18 protein-coding genes are annotated in these 19,092 nt (G+C 68.6%); 17 read left to right on the top strand and 1 reads right to left on the bottom strand.

The features are described from left to right. Positions 1–37 precede the first annotated feature (37 nt). The 13 genes from AC25Y0_RS05440 to AC25Y0_RS05380 all read left to right on the top strand — a co-directional run bounded on the left by AC25Y0_RS05440 (position 38) and on the right by AC25Y0_RS05380 (position 14,483). The gene (locus AC25Y0_RS05440) at positions 38–694 is read left to right on the top strand and encodes an amino acid ABC transporter permease (RefSeq protein ID WP_488122262.1); all 657 of its coding nucleotides are present in this window, start codon (positions 38–40) and stop codon (positions 692–694) included. Beyond that, positions 691–1,614, top strand: coding sequence for an amino acid ABC transporter permease (locus tag AC25Y0_RS05435; RefSeq protein WP_488122263.1), 924 nt, complete (start codon positions 691–693; stop codon positions 1,612–1,614). Before AC25Y0_RS05440 ends, AC25Y0_RS05435 begins: the two co-directional genes overlap by 4 nt. Before the next feature lie 45 nt (positions 1,615–1,659). Further along, positions 1,660–2,709 (top strand): phenylalanine--tRNA ligase subunit alpha, encoded by a 1,050-nt coding sequence (gene pheS / locus AC25Y0_RS05430; RefSeq protein WP_488134355.1) that lies wholly within the window; start codon positions 1,660–1,662, stop codon positions 2,707–2,709. Then, positions 2,709–5,219, top strand: coding sequence for a phenylalanine--tRNA ligase subunit beta (gene pheT, locus AC25Y0_RS05425; RefSeq protein ID WP_488134354.1), 2,511 nt, complete (start codon positions 2,709–2,711; stop codon positions 5,217–5,219). Before pheS ends, pheT begins: the two co-directional genes overlap by 1 nt. A gap of 66 nt (positions 5,220–5,285) precedes the next feature. Beyond that, entirely contained in the window at positions 5,286–5,723 is a 438-nt protein-coding gene (locus tag AC25Y0_RS05420) for a hypothetical protein (protein WP_488134353.1), read from the top strand. A gap of 266 nt (positions 5,724–5,989) precedes the next feature. Continuing rightward, on the top strand, positions 5,990–7,066 hold the full coding sequence (argC, locus tag AC25Y0_RS05415; RefSeq protein ID WP_488122267.1) for an N-acetyl-gamma-glutamyl-phosphate reductase: 1,077 nt from the start codon (positions 5,990–5,992) through the stop codon (positions 7,064–7,066). Then, the gene (gene argJ / locus AC25Y0_RS05410; protein WP_488134352.1) at positions 7,063–8,220 is read left to right on the top strand and encodes a bifunctional glutamate N-acetyltransferase/amino-acid acetyltransferase ArgJ; all 1,158 of its coding nucleotides are present in this window, start codon (positions 7,063–7,065) and stop codon (positions 8,218–8,220) included. Before argC ends, argJ begins: the two co-directional genes overlap by 4 nt. Next, positions 8,217–9,116 carry an acetylglutamate kinase gene (gene argB / locus AC25Y0_RS05405; RefSeq protein ID WP_488122269.1) on the top strand — a complete coding sequence of 300 codons (900 nt, stop codon included), beginning with the start codon at positions 8,217–8,219 and terminating at the stop codon, positions 9,114–9,116. The genes argJ and argB overlap by 4 nt, the downstream gene beginning before the upstream one ends. Next, complete coding sequence (locus AC25Y0_RS05400; RefSeq protein ID WP_488122270.1) at positions 9,113–10,309, top strand: acetylornithine transaminase; 1,197 nt, start codon at positions 9,113–9,115, stop codon at positions 10,307–10,309. The genes argB and AC25Y0_RS05400 overlap by 4 nt, the downstream gene beginning before the upstream one ends. Next, positions 10,306–11,229 carry an ornithine carbamoyltransferase gene (gene argF, locus AC25Y0_RS05395; protein WP_488122271.1) on the top strand — a complete coding sequence of 308 codons (924 nt, stop codon included), beginning with the start codon at positions 10,306–10,308 and terminating at the stop codon, positions 11,227–11,229. Before AC25Y0_RS05400 ends, argF begins: the two co-directional genes overlap by 4 nt. Before the next feature lie 7 nt (positions 11,230–11,236). Next, complete coding sequence (locus AC25Y0_RS05390; protein WP_488122272.1) at positions 11,237–12,352, top strand: heparan-alpha-glucosaminide N-acetyltransferase domain-containing protein; 1,116 nt, start codon at positions 11,237–11,239, stop codon at positions 12,350–12,352. A gap of 9 nt (positions 12,353–12,361) precedes the next feature. Then, entirely contained in the window at positions 12,362–13,807 is a 1,446-nt protein-coding gene (argH, locus tag AC25Y0_RS05385; RefSeq protein WP_488122273.1) for an argininosuccinate lyase, read from the top strand. A 43-nt stretch (positions 13,808–13,850) separates the two neighbouring features. Beyond that, positions 13,851–14,483 carry a SatD family protein gene (locus AC25Y0_RS05380; protein ID WP_488134351.1) on the top strand — a complete coding sequence of 211 codons (633 nt, stop codon included), beginning with the start codon at positions 13,851–13,853 and terminating at the stop codon, positions 14,481–14,483. Between the two features lie 2 nt (positions 14,484–14,485). Here AC25Y0_RS05380 and AC25Y0_RS05375 read toward each other — a convergent pair whose 3' ends face one another. Then, complete coding sequence (locus AC25Y0_RS05375) at positions 14,486–15,001, bottom strand: hypothetical protein (RefSeq protein WP_488134350.1); 516 nt, start codon at positions 14,999–15,001, stop codon at positions 14,486–14,488. 93 nt (positions 15,002–15,094) lie between these two features. Here AC25Y0_RS05375 and AC25Y0_RS05370 point away from each other — a divergent pair, with 93 nt between their 5' ends. From AC25Y0_RS05370 to AC25Y0_RS05355, 4 genes are read left to right on the top strand one after another with little or no spacing between them, the layout of a single operon-like run. After that, complete coding sequence (locus AC25Y0_RS05370) at positions 15,095–15,751, top strand: SatD family protein (RefSeq protein ID WP_488134349.1); 657 nt, start codon at positions 15,095–15,097, stop codon at positions 15,749–15,751. After that, positions 15,748–16,458 carry a hypothetical protein gene (locus tag AC25Y0_RS05365; protein ID WP_488122277.1) on the top strand — a complete coding sequence of 237 codons (711 nt, stop codon included), beginning with the start codon at positions 15,748–15,750 and terminating at the stop codon, positions 16,456–16,458. Before AC25Y0_RS05370 ends, AC25Y0_RS05365 begins: the two co-directional genes overlap by 4 nt. Positions 16,459–16,492: 34 nt before the next feature. After that, positions 16,493–17,806, top strand: coding sequence for a tyrosine--tRNA ligase (gene tyrS / locus AC25Y0_RS05360; RefSeq protein ID WP_488122305.1), 1,314 nt, complete (start codon positions 16,493–16,495; stop codon positions 17,804–17,806). Positions 17,807–17,809: 3 nt separating this feature from the next. After that, positions 17,810–18,628, top strand: a complete 819-nt coding sequence (locus tag AC25Y0_RS05355) for a DUF4184 family protein (protein ID WP_488122278.1) — start codon at positions 17,810–17,812, stop codon at positions 18,626–18,628. The last annotated feature ends 464 nt before the right edge of the window (positions 18,629–19,092 follow it).

Here is a 19,092-nt window from a genome sequence, read left to right as displayed (position 1 = left end):
GCCCCGCCTTCCCCTGATCACATCTGAGAGGATCCCCGTGGGCGTCATCACCGACAACCTCGACCTGTGGTGGGAGTTCCTGCTGGGCACCCTCCTGCTGTTCTTCGCAGGAGGAACTGTCGCTCTGCTCCTGGGCCTGGTCGTCGGGGCCATGCGCGTCTCACCGATCCCGGTCGCACGCGCCGTCGGCACGATCTACGTCAACACGATCCGCAACACCCCTCTGACTCTCGTCTTCTTCGCCTTCTGCTTTGCGCTGCCCCCTCTGCTGGGCCTGCGCCTGACGGGCGCGACGAACGTCACCCTCGCGGTGTGCGCGCTCGGCGTGTACACCGCCACCTACGTCGCCGAGACGATCCGTTCCGGCATCAACACGGTTCCGGTCGGGCAGGCCGAAGCCGCGCGCGCTCTGGGCCTGCCGTTCGGGCAGGTCATGACGCTCGTCGTGCTGCCGCAGGCCTTCCGCTCGGTCATTCCGCCCATGATGAGCGTCTTCATCGCGCTGTTGAAGAACACGACCGTTGCGGCGGGCTTCTCCGTCGTCAACCTCGGCTCGATCCGCAGCTATCTGAGTGAGCGCGGCGCCAACCAGTTCGAGGTCATCCTCTGGGTCATGGTCATCTTCGTCGCCCTCGTGCTTCTCCTCTCCTGGGCTCAACGATCACTCGAGAACCGTTGGAGGGTGAACCGATGAGCAGCGTCCTCTATGACGTCCCGGGGCCTCGTGCCATCGCGCGCAACCGCGTGCTCGGAGTCATCACCGTCCTCGTCGTGGCCGCCGTCCTCGGCCTGCTGCTGTGGCGACTGTTCGACACCGGCCAGTTCACGGCGCAGAAGTGGCAGGCCTTCACCTACTCCAACGTCTGGGTGCAGATCGGGCTCGCGACGCTGCGCACGCTCAGTGCGTTCGCCGTCGCCGGCGTCGGAGCCCTCATCCTCGGGTTCGTGCTCGCCATCGGCCGAATGTCGGACCACGCCTGGGTGCGCTGGCCTTTCACCGCGATCGTCGAGGTGCTGCGGGCGATCCCCGTCCTGGTATTCATGTTCCTGCTGTACTACGGACTGCCGGTGCTCGGCATCCGCATGGAGCCGTACTGGGCCGTCGTCATCGCCCTCATCGCCTACAACGGCTCGGTGCTCGCCGAGGTCATCCGTGCCGGCGTCGAGTCGCTGCCGCGCGGTCAGCAGGAGGCGGGCTATGCGCTCGGCCTCCGCAAGGCCGGCGTCATGCGTCTCGTGCTGCTGCCGCAGGCCATCCGCGCCATGATGCCCGTCATTATCGCGCAGCTCGTCGTGACGCTGAAGGACACCGCCCTCGGGTTCATCATCACCTACCCCGAACTGCTCTTCTACGCGAAGTACCTGGGCTCGCAGGCCAGCGTCGGCTCGCCGATCGTGCCCGCGACCATCGTCGTCGGCATCATCTACATCGGCCTGTGTCTGGTCCTGTCGGCCGTCGCGACGGCCGTCGAGAAGCGCATGCGACGCTCCCCGAAGGTCGTCGCCCTCGATCCCGGTGCGGGTCAGGAACCCACGACGGCCACCGAGACGATCGCCGCTGCGCGGGGCCTCGGAAAGTTCGATGGCACGGCTGGAGGAGCAGGCGGGCGGTAGCGGCTGCGCGGAACCCTGCCCCGCGCGTCGGTAGACTCGGTTCTCGTGTCCGACGCACCCGAGAACCCCACGATCACGCCCGAGGCGGTGGATGCCGCGGTGCACAGCGCCCTCGAGGCCATCACCGCGGCGAGCAGCACCGCCGAGCTGAAGTCCGCCCGTGCGGCGCACTCCGCCGAAGGCTCGCCCCTCGCCAGACTCAACGCCCAGTTGCGCAACGTCCCGAACGAGCGCAAGGCCGAGTTCGGCAAGCTCGTCGGGCAGGCTCGCGGACGAGTGACGCAGGCGCTCGCTGCTCGCGAAGAGGAGCTCGTTGCGGCCGAGACCGCAGCCCAGCTCGAAGCCGAGCGGATCGACATCACCGCGCTCGCCGCGCGCAGCCGCACGGGTGCGCGGCATCCGATCTCGCTGCTGCAGGAGCAGATCGCCGACATCTTCGTCGGGATGGGGTGGGAGATCGCCGAGGGCCCCGAGCTCGAGCACGAGTGGTACAACTTCGACGCCCTGAACTTCGACGTCGACCACCCGGCGCGTCAGATGCAGGACACGTTCTTCGTCGATCCCGTCGCCCGACACCTCGTCATGCGCACGCACACGAGCCCCGTCCAGGTGCGCTCGATGCTCGAGCGCGACCTGCCGATCTACGTGCTGTGCCCCGGACGGGTGTACCGCACCGACGAGTTCGACGCGACGCATCTTCCTGTGTTCACACAGTTCGAGGGTCTCGTCATCGACAAGGGCATCACGATGGCCCACCTCAAGGGCACGCTCGACCACGCCGCGAAGGTGCTCTTCGGCCCCGAGGCCAAGACGCGCTTCCGCGCCAACTACTTCCCCTTCACCGAGCCGTCGGCAGAGCTCGACCTGTGGCACCCGACCTTCACCGGCGGCGCCCGCTGGATCGAGTGGGGCGGATGCGGCATGGTCAACCCCAACGTGCTGCGCGCTGCGGGGATCGATCCGGAGGAGTACTCGGGCTTCGCGTTCGGTATGGGCATTGAGCGCACGCTCATGTTCCGCAGCGATGTCCAGGACATGCGCGACATGGCCGAGGGCGATGTCCGCTTCAGTGAGCAGTTCGGAATGGTGGTCTGATGCGCGTCCCGCTTTCGTGGTTGCGTGAGTACGTCGATGTCGCGGCGGACGCCTCGCCCGAGGACATCCTGGCGGCTCTGGTTTCGGTCGGCTTCGAAGAGGAGGGCATGCACGGGTTCGAGCTGTCCGGCCCGATCGTCGTCGGCGAGGTCGTCGAGTTCGTCGAAGAACCGCAGTCCAACGGCAAGACCATCCGCTGGTGCCAGGTCGACGTCGGACCCGAGCACGGAGGAGTGCGCGGCATCGTGTGCGGCGCACACAACTTCTTCGCCGGTGACAAGGTCGTCGTGACCCTGCCGGGCTCGGTCCTGCCCGGACCCTTCCCGATCGCCGCGCGCAAGACGTACGGCCATGTGTCGGACGGCATGATCGCCTCGGCGAAAGAACTCGGCCTCGGGGACGAGCATGCCGGCATCCTTCGCCTGGTCGAGCTCGGCCTCGACGCGCCGGTCGGCACCGACGCGATCGCGCTGCTCGGACTCGATGACGTCGCCGTCGAGGTCAACGTCACCCCCGACCGCGGCTACGCCCTTTCGCTGCGCGGCATCGCGCGGGAGTATTCGCACGCCACGGGCGGAGCGTTCCGTGATCCGGGCCTGCGCGAGTGGGGCGACCTGCAGCAGCCCGTCGCGGGCTTCCCGGTCGCCGTTCGCGACGATGCGCCCATCCGTGGACGCATTGGAGCGTCGGAGTTCGCCGTGCGCATCGTGCGCGACGTCGACCCGACCAAGCCGACGCCGGCGTGGATGGTCGCGCGGCTCACGCTCGCCGGCATCCGCTCGCTCGGCGTGCTCATCGACATCACGAACTACGTCATGCTCGAACTGGGGCAGCCGATCCACGGCTATGACCTCGATCGCCTCACGGGCGGCATCACGGTTCGCCGGGCCACCGAGGGCGAGACCCTCGAGACGCTCGACGGCAAGGTGCGCACGCTCAGTGCCGAGGACCTGCTCATCACGGACGAGTCCGGGCCCATCGGTCTCGCCGGCGTCATGGGCGGCGGCACGACCGAGATGTCGGATGCCACGCGCAACGTGCTCATCGAAGCGGCGATCTTCGACACCGTGTCGATCGCGCGCACGGCCCGCCGCCACAAGCTGCCCAGCGAGGCGTCGCGGCGCTTCGAGCGCGGCGTTGACCCGCTCGTGCCCTTCGTGGCGGCACGTCGCGTCGCCGACCTCATGGTCGAGTACGCCGGTGGCACGCTGGACACCGCCGTCGGGGGAGCGCTCTTCGCAGAGGTCCAGATCCCGGGGGTCACGCTTCCGGCAGGGTTCGTCGAGAGCCTGATCGGCGTCGACTACACCCGGGACGAGATCGTCACGGCTCTCGAGATGATCGGATGCGAGGTCACCGAGCGCGACGGCGAGTGGATCGTCTTCCCCCCGTCGTGGCGCCCGGACCTCACCGACAAGTGGACGCTCGCCGAAGAGGTCGCCCGCATCGAGGGGTATGACCGCATCCCGTCGGTGCTGCCGACGCCGCCCTCGGGTCGCGGGCTCACGCTCGCGCAGCAGGGCCGCCGCCGTGTCGCGAACGCGCTTGCCGCGGCCGGCTACGTCGAGACCCCGTCCTTCCCCTTCACGACCGAGGCCGACAACGACCTGCATGGGTCGGCGTCCGGCGAACACCTACCTTCGATCAAGCTCGCGAACCCGCTCGACGGGCAGCACCCGTTCCTGCGCCGCTCTCTCGTGCCCGCCCTGCTGCAGGTTGCGCACCGCAACCACTCGCGCGGTTTCACCGACCTCGCCCTGTTCGAGACCGGTGCGGTGTTCCTGCCCGAGCCGGGCCGCGATTACGGCACGACGACCGTGCCGCCGTTGGCCGTGCGACCCGATGCGGCCACGCTCGCCGACCTCGACGCCTCGATCCCCCCGCAGCCCCGCCATGTCGCGGTGCTCCTCACGGGTGCCGTCGTCTCCAAGCAGCCCGGCCAGCCCGCAGTGATGGCGGATGTCGCCGACGCCCTCGACGCCGTCGGCACGATCGCGAGCGCGGCCGGCGTCGAGATCGAGGTCGCCCAGGGCCGACGCGCAGCGCTTCATCCCGGTCGGACCGGCATCCTGTCGGTCGGAGGCACCGAGGTCGGCTACGTCGGCGAAGTGCTGCCCGCCGTCGCGGATGCTGTCGATCTGCACGGGCGCGTCGTCGTGGCCGAGCTCGACCTCGACCTCGTGCTGCAGCTCGCGGGCGACCGTGTCGTAGCGGCATCACTCTCGGGCTACCCGGCGGCGACGCAGGACGTCTCGCTCGTCGTCGCGGACGACGTCGCCGCCGCCGACCTGCGCGCTGCGCTCGTCCAGGGGGCGGGGGAGCTGCTCGAAACGCTGCGCCTCGTCGACGACTACCGCGGTCCCGGCGTGCCCGAAGGGAGCAAGAGCCTGACGTTCGCGCTTCGTTTCCGGGCACCGGACCGCACGCTCACGGCCGCCGAGGCGACCGACGCGAAGCTCGCGGGCGTGGCGGTCGCAGCCGAGCGGTTCGGAGCGACGCTGCGCGAGTAGCCCCGTGGCCGTTGTGCTCCGAGCGGGCGCGCCGCTATTCTGCGGCGAAGACCTCGTCCGATCGGAGTGCGCTTCTGGCTCGGCTCGAGCTTTCGCGTGCCGGACTGGCGCTTCTTCGCACCCGAGCCCGGACAGACCGACGGCCACGTTCTCGTGCGAGTCGTGCGCGCAGACGGCACCGCCGATCACTGGCAGGTGACCCATGAGCATCGCAAGCGGGCCTTGTGGCACGCCCTGTATTTTCCGGCGCACCGGCTCGACAAGGGGTTCTTCGACGTGGTGAGCGGGCTCGCCATGCGCATGCAGTCGCTCGAGGGGCCGTTCGAAGAGCTCACCGAGTACCGGGCTCTCGTCGAGCATGCGCGGGGATACCTGGCGAAACAGCGCCTGCCCGGCGACGCCGTCGGCTTTCAGCTGATGGTCGTCGAAGACGCCGGTTACGACACCGACGAAGATCTGCAGATCAAGCTGTTCTCGCGCCGCGAGAGCCTCACGGCCGCGTGATGAGCCGGTCGGGCCTCCGCGGAAAGTTGCGGATGCCGCGGCGCGAGGGTTATCGTCGGCGCATGCCTTCGGCCACGCTCCCGCTCTGCACGCGGTCCTCGAGCGCGCCGACGGGCGTTGCGATCGGCGCAGCTGGGCGCCGACGTCTGGGCGGACGCCGACTCTAGGCGACCCCGTCATCCGCCGTGCGGCGGACCCCCGACGATGTCGTGGGACGCGGGAGTCGCCGCCACAGGCACCCGACCCCAGACTCTAAGGTGGAATCCATGACATATTCGGTCGCCGTCTCCGGCGCATCCGGCTATGCGGGCGGTGAGATCCTTCGGATCCTCGCCGCGCATCCCGACGTCGAGATCCGCACCGTGACCGCGCATTCGAACGCGGGACAGCCACTCATCCAGCATCAGCCGCACCTGCGCTCGCTCGCGCACCTGACCTTGCGCGAGACGACGCCCGAGGTTCTTGCGGGGCACGACATCGTCTTCCTCGCGCTGCCCCACGGCCAATCCGGCCAGTACACCGACGCTCTCGGCGACACCGCGCTCGTGATCGACGCCGGTGCGGACCACCGCCTCGAATCGGTGTCGGACTGGGACCGCTTCTACGGGGGCGACTTCCATGACCCGTGGGTGTACGGCGTACCGGAACTGCCGGTCGCCGGCATGAAGCAGCGCGACCGGCTGGTCGGTGCGACGCGGATCGCCGCGCCGGGCTGCAACGCCTCGACTGTCAGCCTGAGCCTGGCGCCGGGCATGGCCGCGGGGGTCATCGACCCCTCCGACATCGTCACGGTGCTCGCGGTCGGCCCCAGCGGAGCGGGCAAGAGCCTCAAGACGAACTTGCTCGCCAGCGAAATCCTCGGCTCCGCCAATCCCTATGCGGTCGGCGGCACGCACCGGCATATCCCCGAGATCCGGCAGGCGCTCGCCGCCGCAAGACATCGCGGGGATGCCGCGGAACCCGTGGCCGCCGATGAGGGCATTCGCATCTCATTCACCCCGGTCATCGTGCCGATGGCCCGGGGGATCCTCGCGACCTCGACGGCGCCGATCACCGGCGGTGCTTCCGATGCCGCGATCCGCGACGCCTGGCTGGCCGCGTACGACGGTGAGACGTTCGTGCAGGTTCTGCCCGAGGGGCAATTCCCGCGCACGGCCGACGTCCTGGGCGCGAACACGGCGCTCATGGGTCTCGCGGTCGATCGTGCCGCGAACCGTGTCGTCGTGGTCACCGCCCTCGACAACCTCACCAAGGGCACGGCAGGCGCCGCTGTCCAGTCCATGAACATCGCGCTCGGTCTCGCCGAAGGCACGGCGCTGAGCGTGAACGGAGTTGCGCCGTGAGCGTCACGACACCCCGAGGTTTCGAAGCGGCCGGAGTCGCCGCAGGACTCAAGTCGACCGGTAAGCCCGATGTCGCCGTCGTCGTCAATCGCGGCCCGCTGAAGGTTGGTGCGGCCGTGTTCACCTCGAACCGCGCGAAGGCGAATCCCATCCTGTGGTCGCAGCGCGCGATCCAGGACGGCGTGGTCGAGGCCATCGTGCTCAATTCCGGTGGCGCGAACTGCTTCACGGGCGCGTTCGGGTTCCAGACGACGCACGCGACCGCAGAGAAGGCGGCGGCGCTCCTCGACGTGAGCGCGGGCGACATCCAGGTGTGCTCGACGGGGCTCATCGGCACGGGCGACGAGGTCTTCCGCGCCAAAGTGCTGGCCGGCACCGAGCAGGCGATAGCCGAGCTCTCGGACGACGGCGGCACCGCGGCATCCGAAGCCATCATGACGACCGATTCGCGGCCCAAGACGAGCGCGGTCACCTCAGACGGATGGGCCATCGGCGGGATCGCGAAGGGTGCCGGGATGCTGGCGCCCGGCCTCGCGACGATGCTCGTGGTCCTCACGACCGACGCCGTCCTGACCGCTGCCGAGGCCGACGCGCACCTCCGGGCGGCGACGCGCGTGAGCTTCGACCGACTCGACTCCGACGGCTGCATGTCCACGAACGACCAGGTCACCCTGATGGTGAGCGGTGCGTCGGGTACGACGCCGGACCCCGACGATTTCCGCCGGGCGCTCATCGACGTGTGCACGGACCTCGCCGTGCAGCTGCAGGGCGACGCCGAGGGAGCAAGCCACGACATCACGATCCAGGTCGTCGGCGCGGCATCCGAAGACGACGCCGTCGAGGTGGGCCGATCCGTCGCCCGCAACAACCTCTTCAAGGCCGCGATCTTCGGCAACGACGCCAACTGGGGGCGCGTGCTCGCCGCGATCGGCACGACCGAGGCGGCCTTCGACCCGTACGACGTCGATGTCTGGATGAACGGCGTGCGCGTGTGCACGCAGGGCGGACCCGACCGACCCCGCGAGGACGTCGACCTCACGCCGCGCGCGACGGCCCTGCTGATCGACCTCAAGACGGGTCCTGCGGCGGCGACGATCTATACGAACGACCTCACGCACGATTACGTCCACGAGAACAGCGCCTACTCCTCATGACAGACATCCAGGACACCGATCCCGCCGAAGCGAGCCGCAGAGCGATCACGCTCATCGAGTCCCTGCCGTGGCTGCGCCGCTTCAGCGACCAGATCATCGTCATCAAGTACGGCGGCAACGCGATGGTCTCCGAAGAGCTGCAGGACGCCTTCGCCGCCGACATCGCGTATCTGCGCTACGTCGGCATCAAGCCCGTCGTCGTGCACGGCGGGGGACCGCAGATCTCGTCGATGCTCGACCGGCTCGAGATCCCGAGCGAGTTCAAGGGCGGCTACCGCGTCACCTCGACCGAAGCCATCTCGGTCGTGCGCATGGTGCTGACCGGACAGATCAACCCGCAGCTCGTCGGCAAGATCAACGCCCACGGCCCCGTCGCCACGGGGCTGAGCGGCGAGGACGCGGGGCTGTTCGGCGGTCGCCGTCGCGGCGTCGTGATCGAGGGCGTCGAGCACGATCTCGGCCGCGTGGGCGACGTCGTGAACGTCGACCCGCAGCCCGTGCTCGATCAGATCGCCGCGGGGCGCATCCCCGTCGTCTCATCGATCGCCCCCGATCTCGACCAGGCAGGCCATTCGCTCAACGTGAACGCGGATGCCGCGGCGTCAGCCCTCGCCGTTGCGCTGGGTGCCGCCAAGCTCGTCATCCTGACCGATGTCGCGGGTCTCTACGCCGATTGGCCGAACCGCGACTCGCTCGTCTCGCACATCACCTCGAGCGCGCTGCGCGACATGCTTCCGCACCTCGAGTCGGGCATGATCCCGAAGATGAACGCATGCCTGGAAGCGGTCGAGGGCGGCGTCGAGACGGCCGCGATCATCGACGGCCGCGTGCCGCACTCGGTGCTCGTCGAGATCTTCACCAGCAAGGGAATCGGAACAGAAGTGGTGAGCGCATGACCTGGCAGGACGACGAAGGACGAGACCTCGTTCGCAGCTTCGCACCGCGGATGGCAATGCTCGTCCGCGGCGAGGGATCCCACGTGTGGGATGCCGACGGACGCCGCTACCTGGACTTTCTCGCAGGCATCGCCGTCACCTCGATCGGCCACGCCCACCCCGTGTTCGTCGACGCCGTCGCATCGCAGGCGGCGATCCTGGCACACGTGTCGAACTTCTTCGCGACGCCGCCGCAGCTCGAGCTCGCGGCACGCCTCAAGCGCCTCGCGGGCACGGGCGATGCGGGTCGGGTGTACTTCGGCAACTCCGGCGCCGAGGCCAACGAGGCCGCCTTCAAGCTCGCCCGCCTGCACGGGGGCACGGAGCGTCCGCGCATCCTGGCTCTCACGGACGCCTTCCACGGCCGCACGATGGGCACGCTCGCCCTGACCGGCAAGCCCGCGATGCAGGAACCGTTTCTGCCCATGACGCCGGGGGTCGAGTTCATCGACTCGACCATCGAGGCGCTCGAAGCGGCGCTCGATGACCGGGTCGCTGCGCTGTTCCTCGAACCAGTCAAGGGCGAAGCGGGCGTCGTGGAGCTGCCGGCGGGATACCTCGAAGCGGCCCGTGAGCTCACGGCTCGGCACGGCGCACTGCTCATCATCGACGAGATCCAGACCGGCGCAGGCCGCACGGGGGAGTGGTTCGCCTTCCAGCGCGCGGGAATCGTGCCCGACGCGATCACGGTCGCCAAGGGCATCGGGGGCGGGTTCCCCATCGGTGCCCTCATCACGTTCGAAGCCGCGAGCGACCTGTTCTACCCCGGCACGCACGGTACGACGTTCGGCGGCAACGCTCTCGGCACGGCGGCAGCCAACGCCGTCCTCGGCGAGATCGAGCGGTCCGGCCTGCTCGCCAATGCCGCCGAGCGCGGCGCGCAGCTGACGCAGGTCATCGCGCGCATCGACTCACCCCTGGTGACCGGATGCCGCGGCCTCGGACTGCTCATCGGCGTCGGGCTGCGGCATCCCGTCGCGAAGCAGGTCGTTGAGGCGGCGATGCAGCGCGGACTCATCGTGAACGCCCCCAATGACAGCACGATCCGGCTCGTGCCGGCACTGAACATCGCCGACGTCGAGGTCGACGAATTCGAGACGCTCTTCGCGGCAGCCCTGTCGGCCGTCGAGGCGGACCTGGAAGGAAACGCATGACCCGTCATCTGCTGCGCGACGACGATCTGACGCAGGCCGAGCAGAGCGAGATCCTCGATCTCGCCATCGAGCTCAAGAAGGACCGCTGGGCGGACAAGAGCCTCGCGGGGCCGCAGACCGTCGCGGTCATCTTCGACAAGTCCTCGACGAGGACGCGGGTCTCGTTCGCCGTCGGCATCGCCGACCTCGGCGGTTCGCCGCTGATCATCTCGACGGCGAACAGCCAGCTCGGCGGCAAGGAGACCCCCTCCGACACGGCGCGCGTGCTCGAGCGGCAGGTCGCGGCGATCGTCTGGCGCACCTACGCGCAGGCGGGCCTCGAAGAGATGGCGCGGGACACGCGCGTACCGGTCGTGAACGCCCTCTCCGACGACTTCCACCCGTGCCAGCTGCTGGCCGACCTTCTGACGATCCGCGAGCACAAGGGTGAGCTGAAGGGCCTCACCCTTGCCTTCTTCGGCGACGGCAAGTCGAACATGGCGCACTCGTATGTCCTGGCCGGCGTCACGGCGGGGATGCACGTACGCGTCGCGTCGCCCGAGGAGTACTCGCCGCGCGACGACGTCATCGCAGACGCCGATCGCCGCGCTGCCGAAACGGGCGGGTCGGTGACGCTGTACACCGATGCGATCGAGGCGGCCGCAGGTGCCGATGTCATCGTGACCGACACGTGGGTGTCGATGGGCAAGGAAGAAGAGAAGCTCGCACGGCTTCGCGACCTCGGCGCCTACAAGGTGACCGAGGAGATCATGCAGCTCGCTGACCCCGAGGCCATCTTCATCCACTGCCTGCCGGCCGACCGGGGGTACGAAGTCGACTCCGACGTCATCGACGGCCCGCAGAGTGTCGTGTGGGATGAAGCCGAGAACCGGCTGCACGCGCAGAAGGCGCTGCTCGTCTGGCTGCTGCGGCAGCGGTGACCCGACCATGACGGTGAACGAGAAGTCGGTCGCATCGCGCACGTGGCTTGCGTCGCGCTGGCAGCGACTGAACGGCGCGGGTCGGGTCACGGGCGTCGACCTCGCGCGCGGCCTCGCCGTCATCGGCATGCTGACCGCCCACCTCATCGCCATCGAGGTCGCGTTCGAGTGGCCCGAACCAGAATCATGGATCGCCGTCGTCGACGGACGCTCGTCGATCCTGTTCGCGACCCTTGCCGGCGTATCGATCGGGCTCGTGACGGGCGGAGCGACGCCGCTGCGCGGATCGCCGATGATGATCGCGCGGCTGCGCCTTGCCGTGCGGGCTGCGCTGCTGTGGGTCCTCGGCGTCGTGCTCATCGAGACGGGCGTGCCTGTCTACGTCATCCTGCCGGCGTACGCGATCATGTTCCTGCTCGCGCTCGCCTTCGTCTCACTCAGGGCGCGCGTTCTGCTGATCATCGCGGGAGTGCTCGGGGTCGTCATGCCCTTCGTGCAGGTATCGCTGGACGCACTGCCTGTGTGGTCGTCGGTGGGTGGATCCGAACTGTCGCTCATCCTCGGCTGGCACTACCCCTTCACCGTCTGGATCGCGTTCGTCCTCGCGGGGCTGGGCGTCGCGCGTGCCGACATCCGTCGGGCGCGCGTGCAGGTGCGGATGCTGCTGTGGGGGACCGTCGTGTCGCTCTTCGGCTACGGAGTGGGCCGCGGTATCGGCGCGACCGAGGGCGCCCTGCAGGTCGAGCCGCATTCGAGTGGCCTGTTCGAGGTCATCGGATCGGGTGGCTTCGCGATCGCCGTCATCGGCGGCTGCCTGCTGCTGTGCCGCACACCACTCACATGGGTCGTGCTGCCGTTGCGGGCGGTCGGCGCCATGCCGCTGACGGCCTACACGGCGCAGCTCGTCGCGTGGGCCATCATTGCGACCCTTGTCGTCGGACGCGCGGGAGACCTCAGCGGCTTCCGGGCGCTCGAGCCGTTCTGGCCTATGACGCTGATCCTCGTCGTGTTCTGCACGGCATGGGCGCTGCTCATCGGTCGCGGCCCGCTCGAGTGGGTGTTCGACCGGATCGCCCGACTCATCGTCCGGACCGACGCCGGGCGCACGCGGTCCCGCCGATAAGCTGTCGGGGTGAGTGACGACACCCCGACGACAGATGACCACGGCACCAACGAAGGCGCGCTGTGGGGTGCGAGATTCGCCTCGGGGCCTGCCCCCGAACTGGCTGTGCTGAGTCGCTCGACGCACTTTGACTGGGACCTCGCGCTGTACGACATCGCGGGTTCGCACGCGCACGCGAAGGCGCTCGCCGCGGCCGGCTACCTCACCGCCGATGAGGAGCACGCGATGCACGTCGGACTCGACGCGCTCGCCCGCCGAGTCGCCGACGGCACCCTCGTCGCCGCCGAGGCGGACGAAGACGTGCACGGCGCTCTCGAACAGGCGCTCATCGCCGAGGTCGGCCCCGACCTCGGCGGCAAGTTGCGCGCCGGACGCAGTCGCAACGACCAGATCGCGACGCTCGTGCGGATGTATCTGATCGACCACGCGCGCACGATCACGCGCGACATCCTGCGAGTCGTCGATGCGATCGTCGCGCAGGCTGAGGCGCACCCCGGTGCCATCATGCCCGGGCGCACCCACCTGCAGCACGCCCAGCCCGTGCTGCTCGCTCACCACCTGCAGGCACACGCGTGGCCGCTCGTGCGCGATGTCGAACGACTGCGTGACTGGATGGCGCGGGCCGTCGTCTCGCCGTACGGCGGCGGAGCCCTCGCCGGATCCACGCTGGGCCTGGACCCTCAGCTCGTCGCGACCGAACTCGGCCTCGACCGGCCCGCCGAGAACTCGATCGACGGCACCTCGGCCCGTGACGTCGTCGCGGAGTTCGCCTTCATCGCCGCCATGATCGGCATCGACCTGTCGCGGTTCGCCGAAGAGATCATCGTGTGGAACACGCGCGAGTTCGGCTTCGTCACGCTCGATGACCGCTACTCGACGGGTTCGAGCATCATGCCGCAGAAGAAGAACCCCGACATCGCTGAGCTGGCGCGGGGCAAGGCCGGTCGACTCCTCGGCAACCTGACGGGCCTGCTCGCGACTCTGAAAGCACTCCCGCTCGCGTACAACCGCGATCTGCAGGAAGACAAGGAGCCCGTCTTCGACTCGGTGCGAACCCTCGAGACGGTGCTGCCGGCGTTCGCGGGCATGATCGCGACGATGCGCTTCGACGTCGAACGCATGGCTGAGCTCGCGCCCCAGGGATTCTCGCTCGCGACGGATGTCGCCGAGTGGCTCGTCAAGCGCGGCGTCCCGTTCCGTGACGCGCACGAGATCTCGGGCTCGCTCGTCCGGGCCTGCGAGACGCGGGGGATCGGACTCGAGGATGCCTCCGATGATCTGCTCGCCGAGGTGTCTGCGCACCTGGTTCCCGAGGTGCGCAGCGTCCTCACGATCGAAGGGTCGGTCGCCAGCCGTGATGGGGTCGGAGGCACCGCCCCGCAGCGCGTCGCGGAGCAGCGCACGCAGCTGATCGAACGCGTGCAGGCGTCAGCGCTTGCGCTCGGCCTGAATTAGATCTCATCCTTATATTGAACTCAGATAAGCGTATGATGGCGGGATGCATGGCGTAGGAGTCATCACCGACATCGTTCGCTCGCGAGATCTGGCCCATCGCCAGGAGGCGCAGGTGGCCGTCCATCGGGCCTTCGAAGTGGCTCACGCCGTCGTCGAGCCCGCCGAGCCTCTGTGGGCCACGGCGGGAGACGAATTCCAGTCCGTCTACCCCACCGCGCAGGCAGCGCTCGGCATCACGATGCTCGTGCGTGTTCTCCTGCCATCGGATATCGACTGTCGGTTCGGGCTCGGCGAGGGGGAGTACCAGCAGGTCGAGCGGAGCGTGGGAGGCACCTCGATCCAGGACGGCCCCGCGTGGTGGCGCGCGCGCGAGGCCATCGCCGCCGTCCATCGCCGGCAGGACCACGGTCACCCATACCTTCGCGCGTGGTTCTCATGTGGCACGCCCGCGCAGGACGACATCGTGAATTCCTTCCTCGTGTCGCGCGACTTCGTCGTCACGCGGATGACGCCGCGGCATCGACGGATCGCGGGGGAGTACTGGATCGGCCGGTCGCAGGCCGACATCGCCCGCGACGAGGGCGTGTCCCAGTCCGCGATCTCGCAGGCGCTTCAGCGCTCAGGCGCGACGGCGCTCAAGCTCGCGCTGGACAACCTGCTCCTCGGAGGTGCGTGAGGTCAGTCCTGCGCCGCGATGAGGTAGCCGGCCGATGCAAGCAGAGCCCAGCCCACGCTGGTCAGGGTTCCCAGGACGCGGGCGGCGGGAGTCGTATTTCCGCGTTCGGCGGGAACCGCGTATGAGCCGAGCGCCTTGACGCCGAGAAGGAGTGCGGCGACTTCGGGGAGGCCGAGAATCAGCGCGAGAGTGAATCCGAATCGTTCGACGAGGCCCACCCATCCCGTCGCTGGAAGCTCGTCGCTCGGCTCCGACGGGATCCGGAGAGCCCGCTCCAGCACCTTCCCTGTGACCGGCCAGCCCGCCGTCGTGGCCGCGCCGAGCGTCGAGATGGCGAGGATCACCCGATCCAACACAGTTGGCGGGGGTGCGAGCAGGACAAAGACGATTGCGGCGATGCACAGCACGACACAGGCGACGACGACCCAGGCGTCCTGCGACCAGCGCGCGCGAGAGACCAGCGTCGCGGTTCCAAGGGCCGCCACCGCCAGTAGGGCAGCCGAAGCAAGAAGGATCATGGGAGTCTCCAGGTCATCGGGGGTCGATGCATTCGTCGGTTCCGATCATGCCGCACAGTGCGCGGGCACCTTGAGAGCCCATACGCTCGTCGGATGCAGAGTCCGTCGGTAGCCGTGATCGCAGACATCGTCGGCTCACGCCGCCTGCTCGATCGGGTGGCGGCGCAGCACACGATCGAACGCGTGATCGACCAGATCGAGCACGCGTTCGGTCGGGCCGACGTCAAGATGAGCGCCACGGTCGGCGACGAGTTCGAGGCCGTGTTCAGCGACCTGCCGACCGCGACGAGGTGGCTTGCGCTTCTCAGGCTGGCGCTGCCCCCGGGGCTCGATTTGCGTTTCGGTCTGGGGGTGGGGTCCATCGAGTCCGTCGCCACGGCCACACGCGTCCTCTCGGAAGGGCCCGGCTGGTGGGCCGCGCGCGACGCGATCGAGATCGTTCACGGCCTGCAGAAACGCACCGCGCCGAGCGCGCGCACGTGGGTCGTCGCCGCGGCAGGGCATGATGCCGCCATGGCACAGACCGTCCGCCTCGCGAACGCCTACGCGCTCTCGCACGATCACATCGTGGGGGCTATGAGCGCTCGCGCCCGGCGCCTGACCTATGGGCGGTGCCTCGGCGAAACGCAGGGGGATCTCGCGCGGGCCGAAGGCATCAGTCAGTCCGCCGTGTCGCAGGCGCTCGCGGCTGCCGGCGCAGGGTCCATCCTCGAAGGGCTGACGCAGCTCGTTCACGAGGTGCGCGCATGATCGTCGCCGGGCTCGCCCTGCTCGCCGTCGGCACCGCCGACCTGATCCGTCAGTTCCAGACCACGCGCCGCCGTGGGATCGCGATGGCGCTCGCCGCAGTGCTGCTCTTCCTCGTCGCCGTGCTCGTCGACGCCGCGCTCTGGGGACTGGTCGCCCTCGCGGTCGCCGCGGTCTGGGTGCTCACGATGCCGGCCCGAGGCGGCGCCCGTGCCGGGCTGTGGCCCGTCGGTCTTCTCGGGGCGGCCGTCGCGGCGGCTGTCATCGTCGCGGGTCCTCGCTCCGCGACCCCCGCCTTCGACACGCTGTGGGCGCTGCCGGCGCCCGGCACGAGCGTGCCCGTCGACCTGCTGATACTCGTCGCCGGCGCGGTGGCGTTCCTGCTCGAATCCAGCAACATCGTCGTGCGCACGGCGTTGCGCGCCGAGCACACGGCGGGTGCAGATGAGACCGAGACCACGACGACGGGCGGTCTCAAGGGTGGGCGACTCATCGGCCCGCTCGAGCGCGTGCTCGTCTTCGCTCTGATGCTCGCGGGCGCCTACACCCTCATCGCTGCGGTCCTCGCGGCGAAGGGAATCGTCCGCTTCCCCGAGATCTCGCGTGACAGCAGCGACGGCAATCGGGCTGAGTTCTTCCTCGTCGGCAGCCTCGTCAGCTGGGTGCTCGCTCTCGCCGCCGCTCTGCTGGTGTGGTGGGCCGCGCGCTGAGGGCGGCACGAGCTCCATCTTCTGCGCTGATAACCTGAAAAGCGTGTCATCCAGCCTCGTGAGCGCGACCGCGCCCGCCAACGATCCGACGTTCGAGAACGTCTGGGACGAGATCGTCTGGCGTGGACTCGTGCATGTGTCCACCGATCAGACTGCGCTCCGCGAGCTCCTGTCGGGCGACCCGATCACGTATTACTGCGGCTTCGATCCGACAGCTCCCAGCCTGCATCTGGGCAACCTCGTACAGCTCCTCCTGCTGCGCCGCCTTCAGCTGGCCGGCCACAAGCCGCTCGGGCTCGTCGGGGGATCCACCGGTCTCATCGGCGATCCTCGCCCGTCGGCCGAGCGCACCTTGAACACGCGCGAAACGGTCCAGGAGTGGGTCGCCCGCCTTCGCTCACAGGTCGAGCGATTCCTCAGCTTCGACGGCGACAACGCCGCTCGCTTGGTCAACAACCTCGACTGGACGGCGCCGCTGAGTGCGATCGACTTCCTTCGCGAAGTCGGCAAGCACTACCGCGTCGGCACGATGCTCAAGAAAGACGCCGTTGCAGCTCGGCTCAACTCCGAGGCCGGCATCAGCTACACCGAGTTCAGTTACCAGATCCTGCAGGGCATGGACTACCTCGAGCTGTACCGCCAGTACGACTGCGTGCTGCAGACGGGTGGCAGCGACCAGTGGGGCAACCTCACGAGCGGCACGGATCTGATCCACCGCGTCGAGGGTGTCTCGGTGCACGCGATCGGCACACCGCTGATCACCAACAGCGACGGCACGAAGTTCGGTAAGAGCGAGGGCAACGCGATCTGGCTGGATGCTGCGATGTGCAGCCCTTACCGGATGTACCAGTTCTGGCTCAACACCGATGACGCCGATGTCATCTCGCGCCTCAAGGTATTCACGTTCCTCACCCGCGACGAGATCGAGGAGTACGAGCGGCTCGTCGCCGCCGAACCGTTCCGCCGTGAGGCGCAGCGGCGACTCGCGCGCGAGGTCACGACCTACGTGCACGGTGTCGACGCGACGTCGGCTGTGATCGCAGCATCCGATGCGCTGTTCGGCCAGGGTGATCTGCACGCGCTCGACGCGGCGACCCTGCGCACGGCACTCGACGAACTGCCGAACACCAGCGTTGCGCGGGGCACCCCCGTGACTCAGGCTCTCGTCGAGACGGGGCTCGTCGCGAGCCTGTCCGAAGCCCGACGCGCCATCGCGCAGGGCGGCGTCTCGCTCGACGGCGTGAAGGTCACGGGTGACGATGCCGAGGTCATGGGCGCACTGCCCGGCGGCGTGTCGGTGCTGCGACGCGGCAAGAAGACGCTGGCCGGCGTGTTCGTCGACGCCTGAGAAATGCCGTTCACGCCGAGCCACGCTGTCGTCGCGCTGCCGTTCGTGCGGACGCCGCTCGTGCCGGCGGCGATCGCGATCGGCGCGATGACCCCGGATCTGCCGCTGTTCGTGCGCGGACTTGCGTTGCACTACGGCCGCACGCATGACCTGACGTGGATCGCGGCGACGATCCTGCTCGCTTTCGTCCTGCTGCTCGTGTGGCGTTGCCTTCTGCGGCCGGCGGTTCGCGAGCTGTCACCGCGCTGGCTCGCCGAACGGCTTCCCGTTGACTGGGACGCACCCGCGACGGGGGCGTTCCGCGAGACGATTGGATTCCCGAGGCCCGGTGGCTTCTCGGTGCGAGCGCTGACGATGACGGTCCTGTCACTGGCTTTCGGCGTCGTGACTCACATCGTGTGGGATCTGTTCACCCATGAGGGACGTTGGGGAGTGGCCCTTGTCCCGGTGCTCGACCAGCGGTGGGGTCCGCTGGCGGGATACGCCTGGCTCCAGCACGGTTCCAGCGTGATCGGGCTTGCGATCATCGGCGTCTGGATGCTGGTCTGGTTCGCCCGAGCGAACACAGCACCTGTTGAGCGGATCCTCTCCGCGTGGGTTCGCGGAGTGTGGTGGCTCTCGCTGCCGACGGCCCTCATCGGTGCGTGGTCTTGGGGCCTCGCTTCCTTCGGCCCGCTCGACGATGACTTCACAGTGGCCCATTTGGCATACCGCGTGCTCCCGCCTGCGTGCGCCGTGTGGGGCATCGTGACAGTCGCGCTGGCGATGGTCGTCCAGGTGCGGCGGTCGTCGATGCGGCGTGCCGCACGAGCAGCGGGCTGATTCCCCCCACGATCTGGTCTGCGTGCGCCTCCTATGCGCGTCCCCCGTGCGGCCTGCGCCGGCTCAGCCACCGGAAGCCGCGGAAAACCGCGGAAACGCAGGACGACACGCCCGGGGTCCGAGCAGGATTTGCCGTACCCCTGGGAGCCACGTAACTTATTACTTGTTCGCCCCACAGGGATGCGGAGAGGCCGAGAGCCTTACCCCCCTCAAGCGGAGAACCGCCCCCATCCTGATCCTCTTGAGGATCGCGACCCTCGGGTCTAGGATGAGGTTCCCACTCCTCGAACTGCTGATGAGTGCTGACCGGAGACGCTAAACAGTCGCGGTGAGCCGATTTGACAAGCAAGAGCGAGCGGGATAAACTAGAGAAGTTGCCCGGCGGGCTGGCTTGAGGCCGAACGCCTGGGGCCGATCTAGCTTCGAAGAGCCGTTGATGACTGCTGTTCCTGACATTTTGTCGG

Source organism: Microbacterium sp. Y547 (genome assembly GCF_057669785.1).
The sequence above is the reverse complement of the archived record's forward strand: the minus strand, read 5'-3'. Positions and strand labels throughout refer to the sequence as shown.

Coding starts and splice junctions, on each gene's coding strand:
- argC (WP_488122267.1), top strand. CDS start 5,990: ATGACATATTCGGTCGCCGTCTCCGGCGCATCCGGCTATGCGGGCGGT.
- pheT (WP_488134354.1), top strand. CDS start 2,709: ATGCGCGTCCCGCTTTCGTGGTTGCGTGAGTACGTCGATGTCGCGGCG.
- AC25Y0_RS05370 (WP_488134349.1), top strand. CDS start 15,095: ATGCAGAGTCCGTCGGTAGCCGTGATCGCAGACATCGTCGGCTCACGC.
- argB (WP_488122269.1), top strand. CDS start 8,217: ATGACAGACATCCAGGACACCGATCCCGCCGAAGCGAGCCGCAGAGCG.
- AC25Y0_RS05390 (WP_488122272.1), top strand. CDS start 11,237: ATGACGGTGAACGAGAAGTCGGTCGCATCGCGCACGTGGCTTGCGTCG.
- AC25Y0_RS05380 (WP_488134351.1), top strand. CDS start 13,851: ATGCATGGCGTAGGAGTCATCACCGACATCGTTCGCTCGCGAGATCTG.
- AC25Y0_RS05375 (WP_488134350.1), bottom strand. CDS start 15,001: ATGATCCTTCTTGCTTCGGCTGCCCTACTGGCGGTGGCGGCCCTTGGA.
- AC25Y0_RS05365 (WP_488122277.1), top strand. CDS start 15,748: ATGATCGTCGCCGGGCTCGCCCTGCTCGCCGTCGGCACCGCCGACCTG.
- AC25Y0_RS05400 (WP_488122270.1), top strand. CDS start 9,113: ATGACCTGGCAGGACGACGAAGGACGAGACCTCGTTCGCAGCTTCGCA.
- AC25Y0_RS05435 (WP_488122263.1), top strand. CDS start 691: ATGAGCAGCGTCCTCTATGACGTCCCGGGGCCTCGTGCCATCGCGCGC.
- AC25Y0_RS05355 (WP_488122278.1), top strand. CDS start 17,810: ATGCCGTTCACGCCGAGCCACGCTGTCGTCGCGCTGCCGTTCGTGCGG.
- argF (WP_488122271.1), top strand. CDS start 10,306: ATGACCCGTCATCTGCTGCGCGACGACGATCTGACGCAGGCCGAGCAG.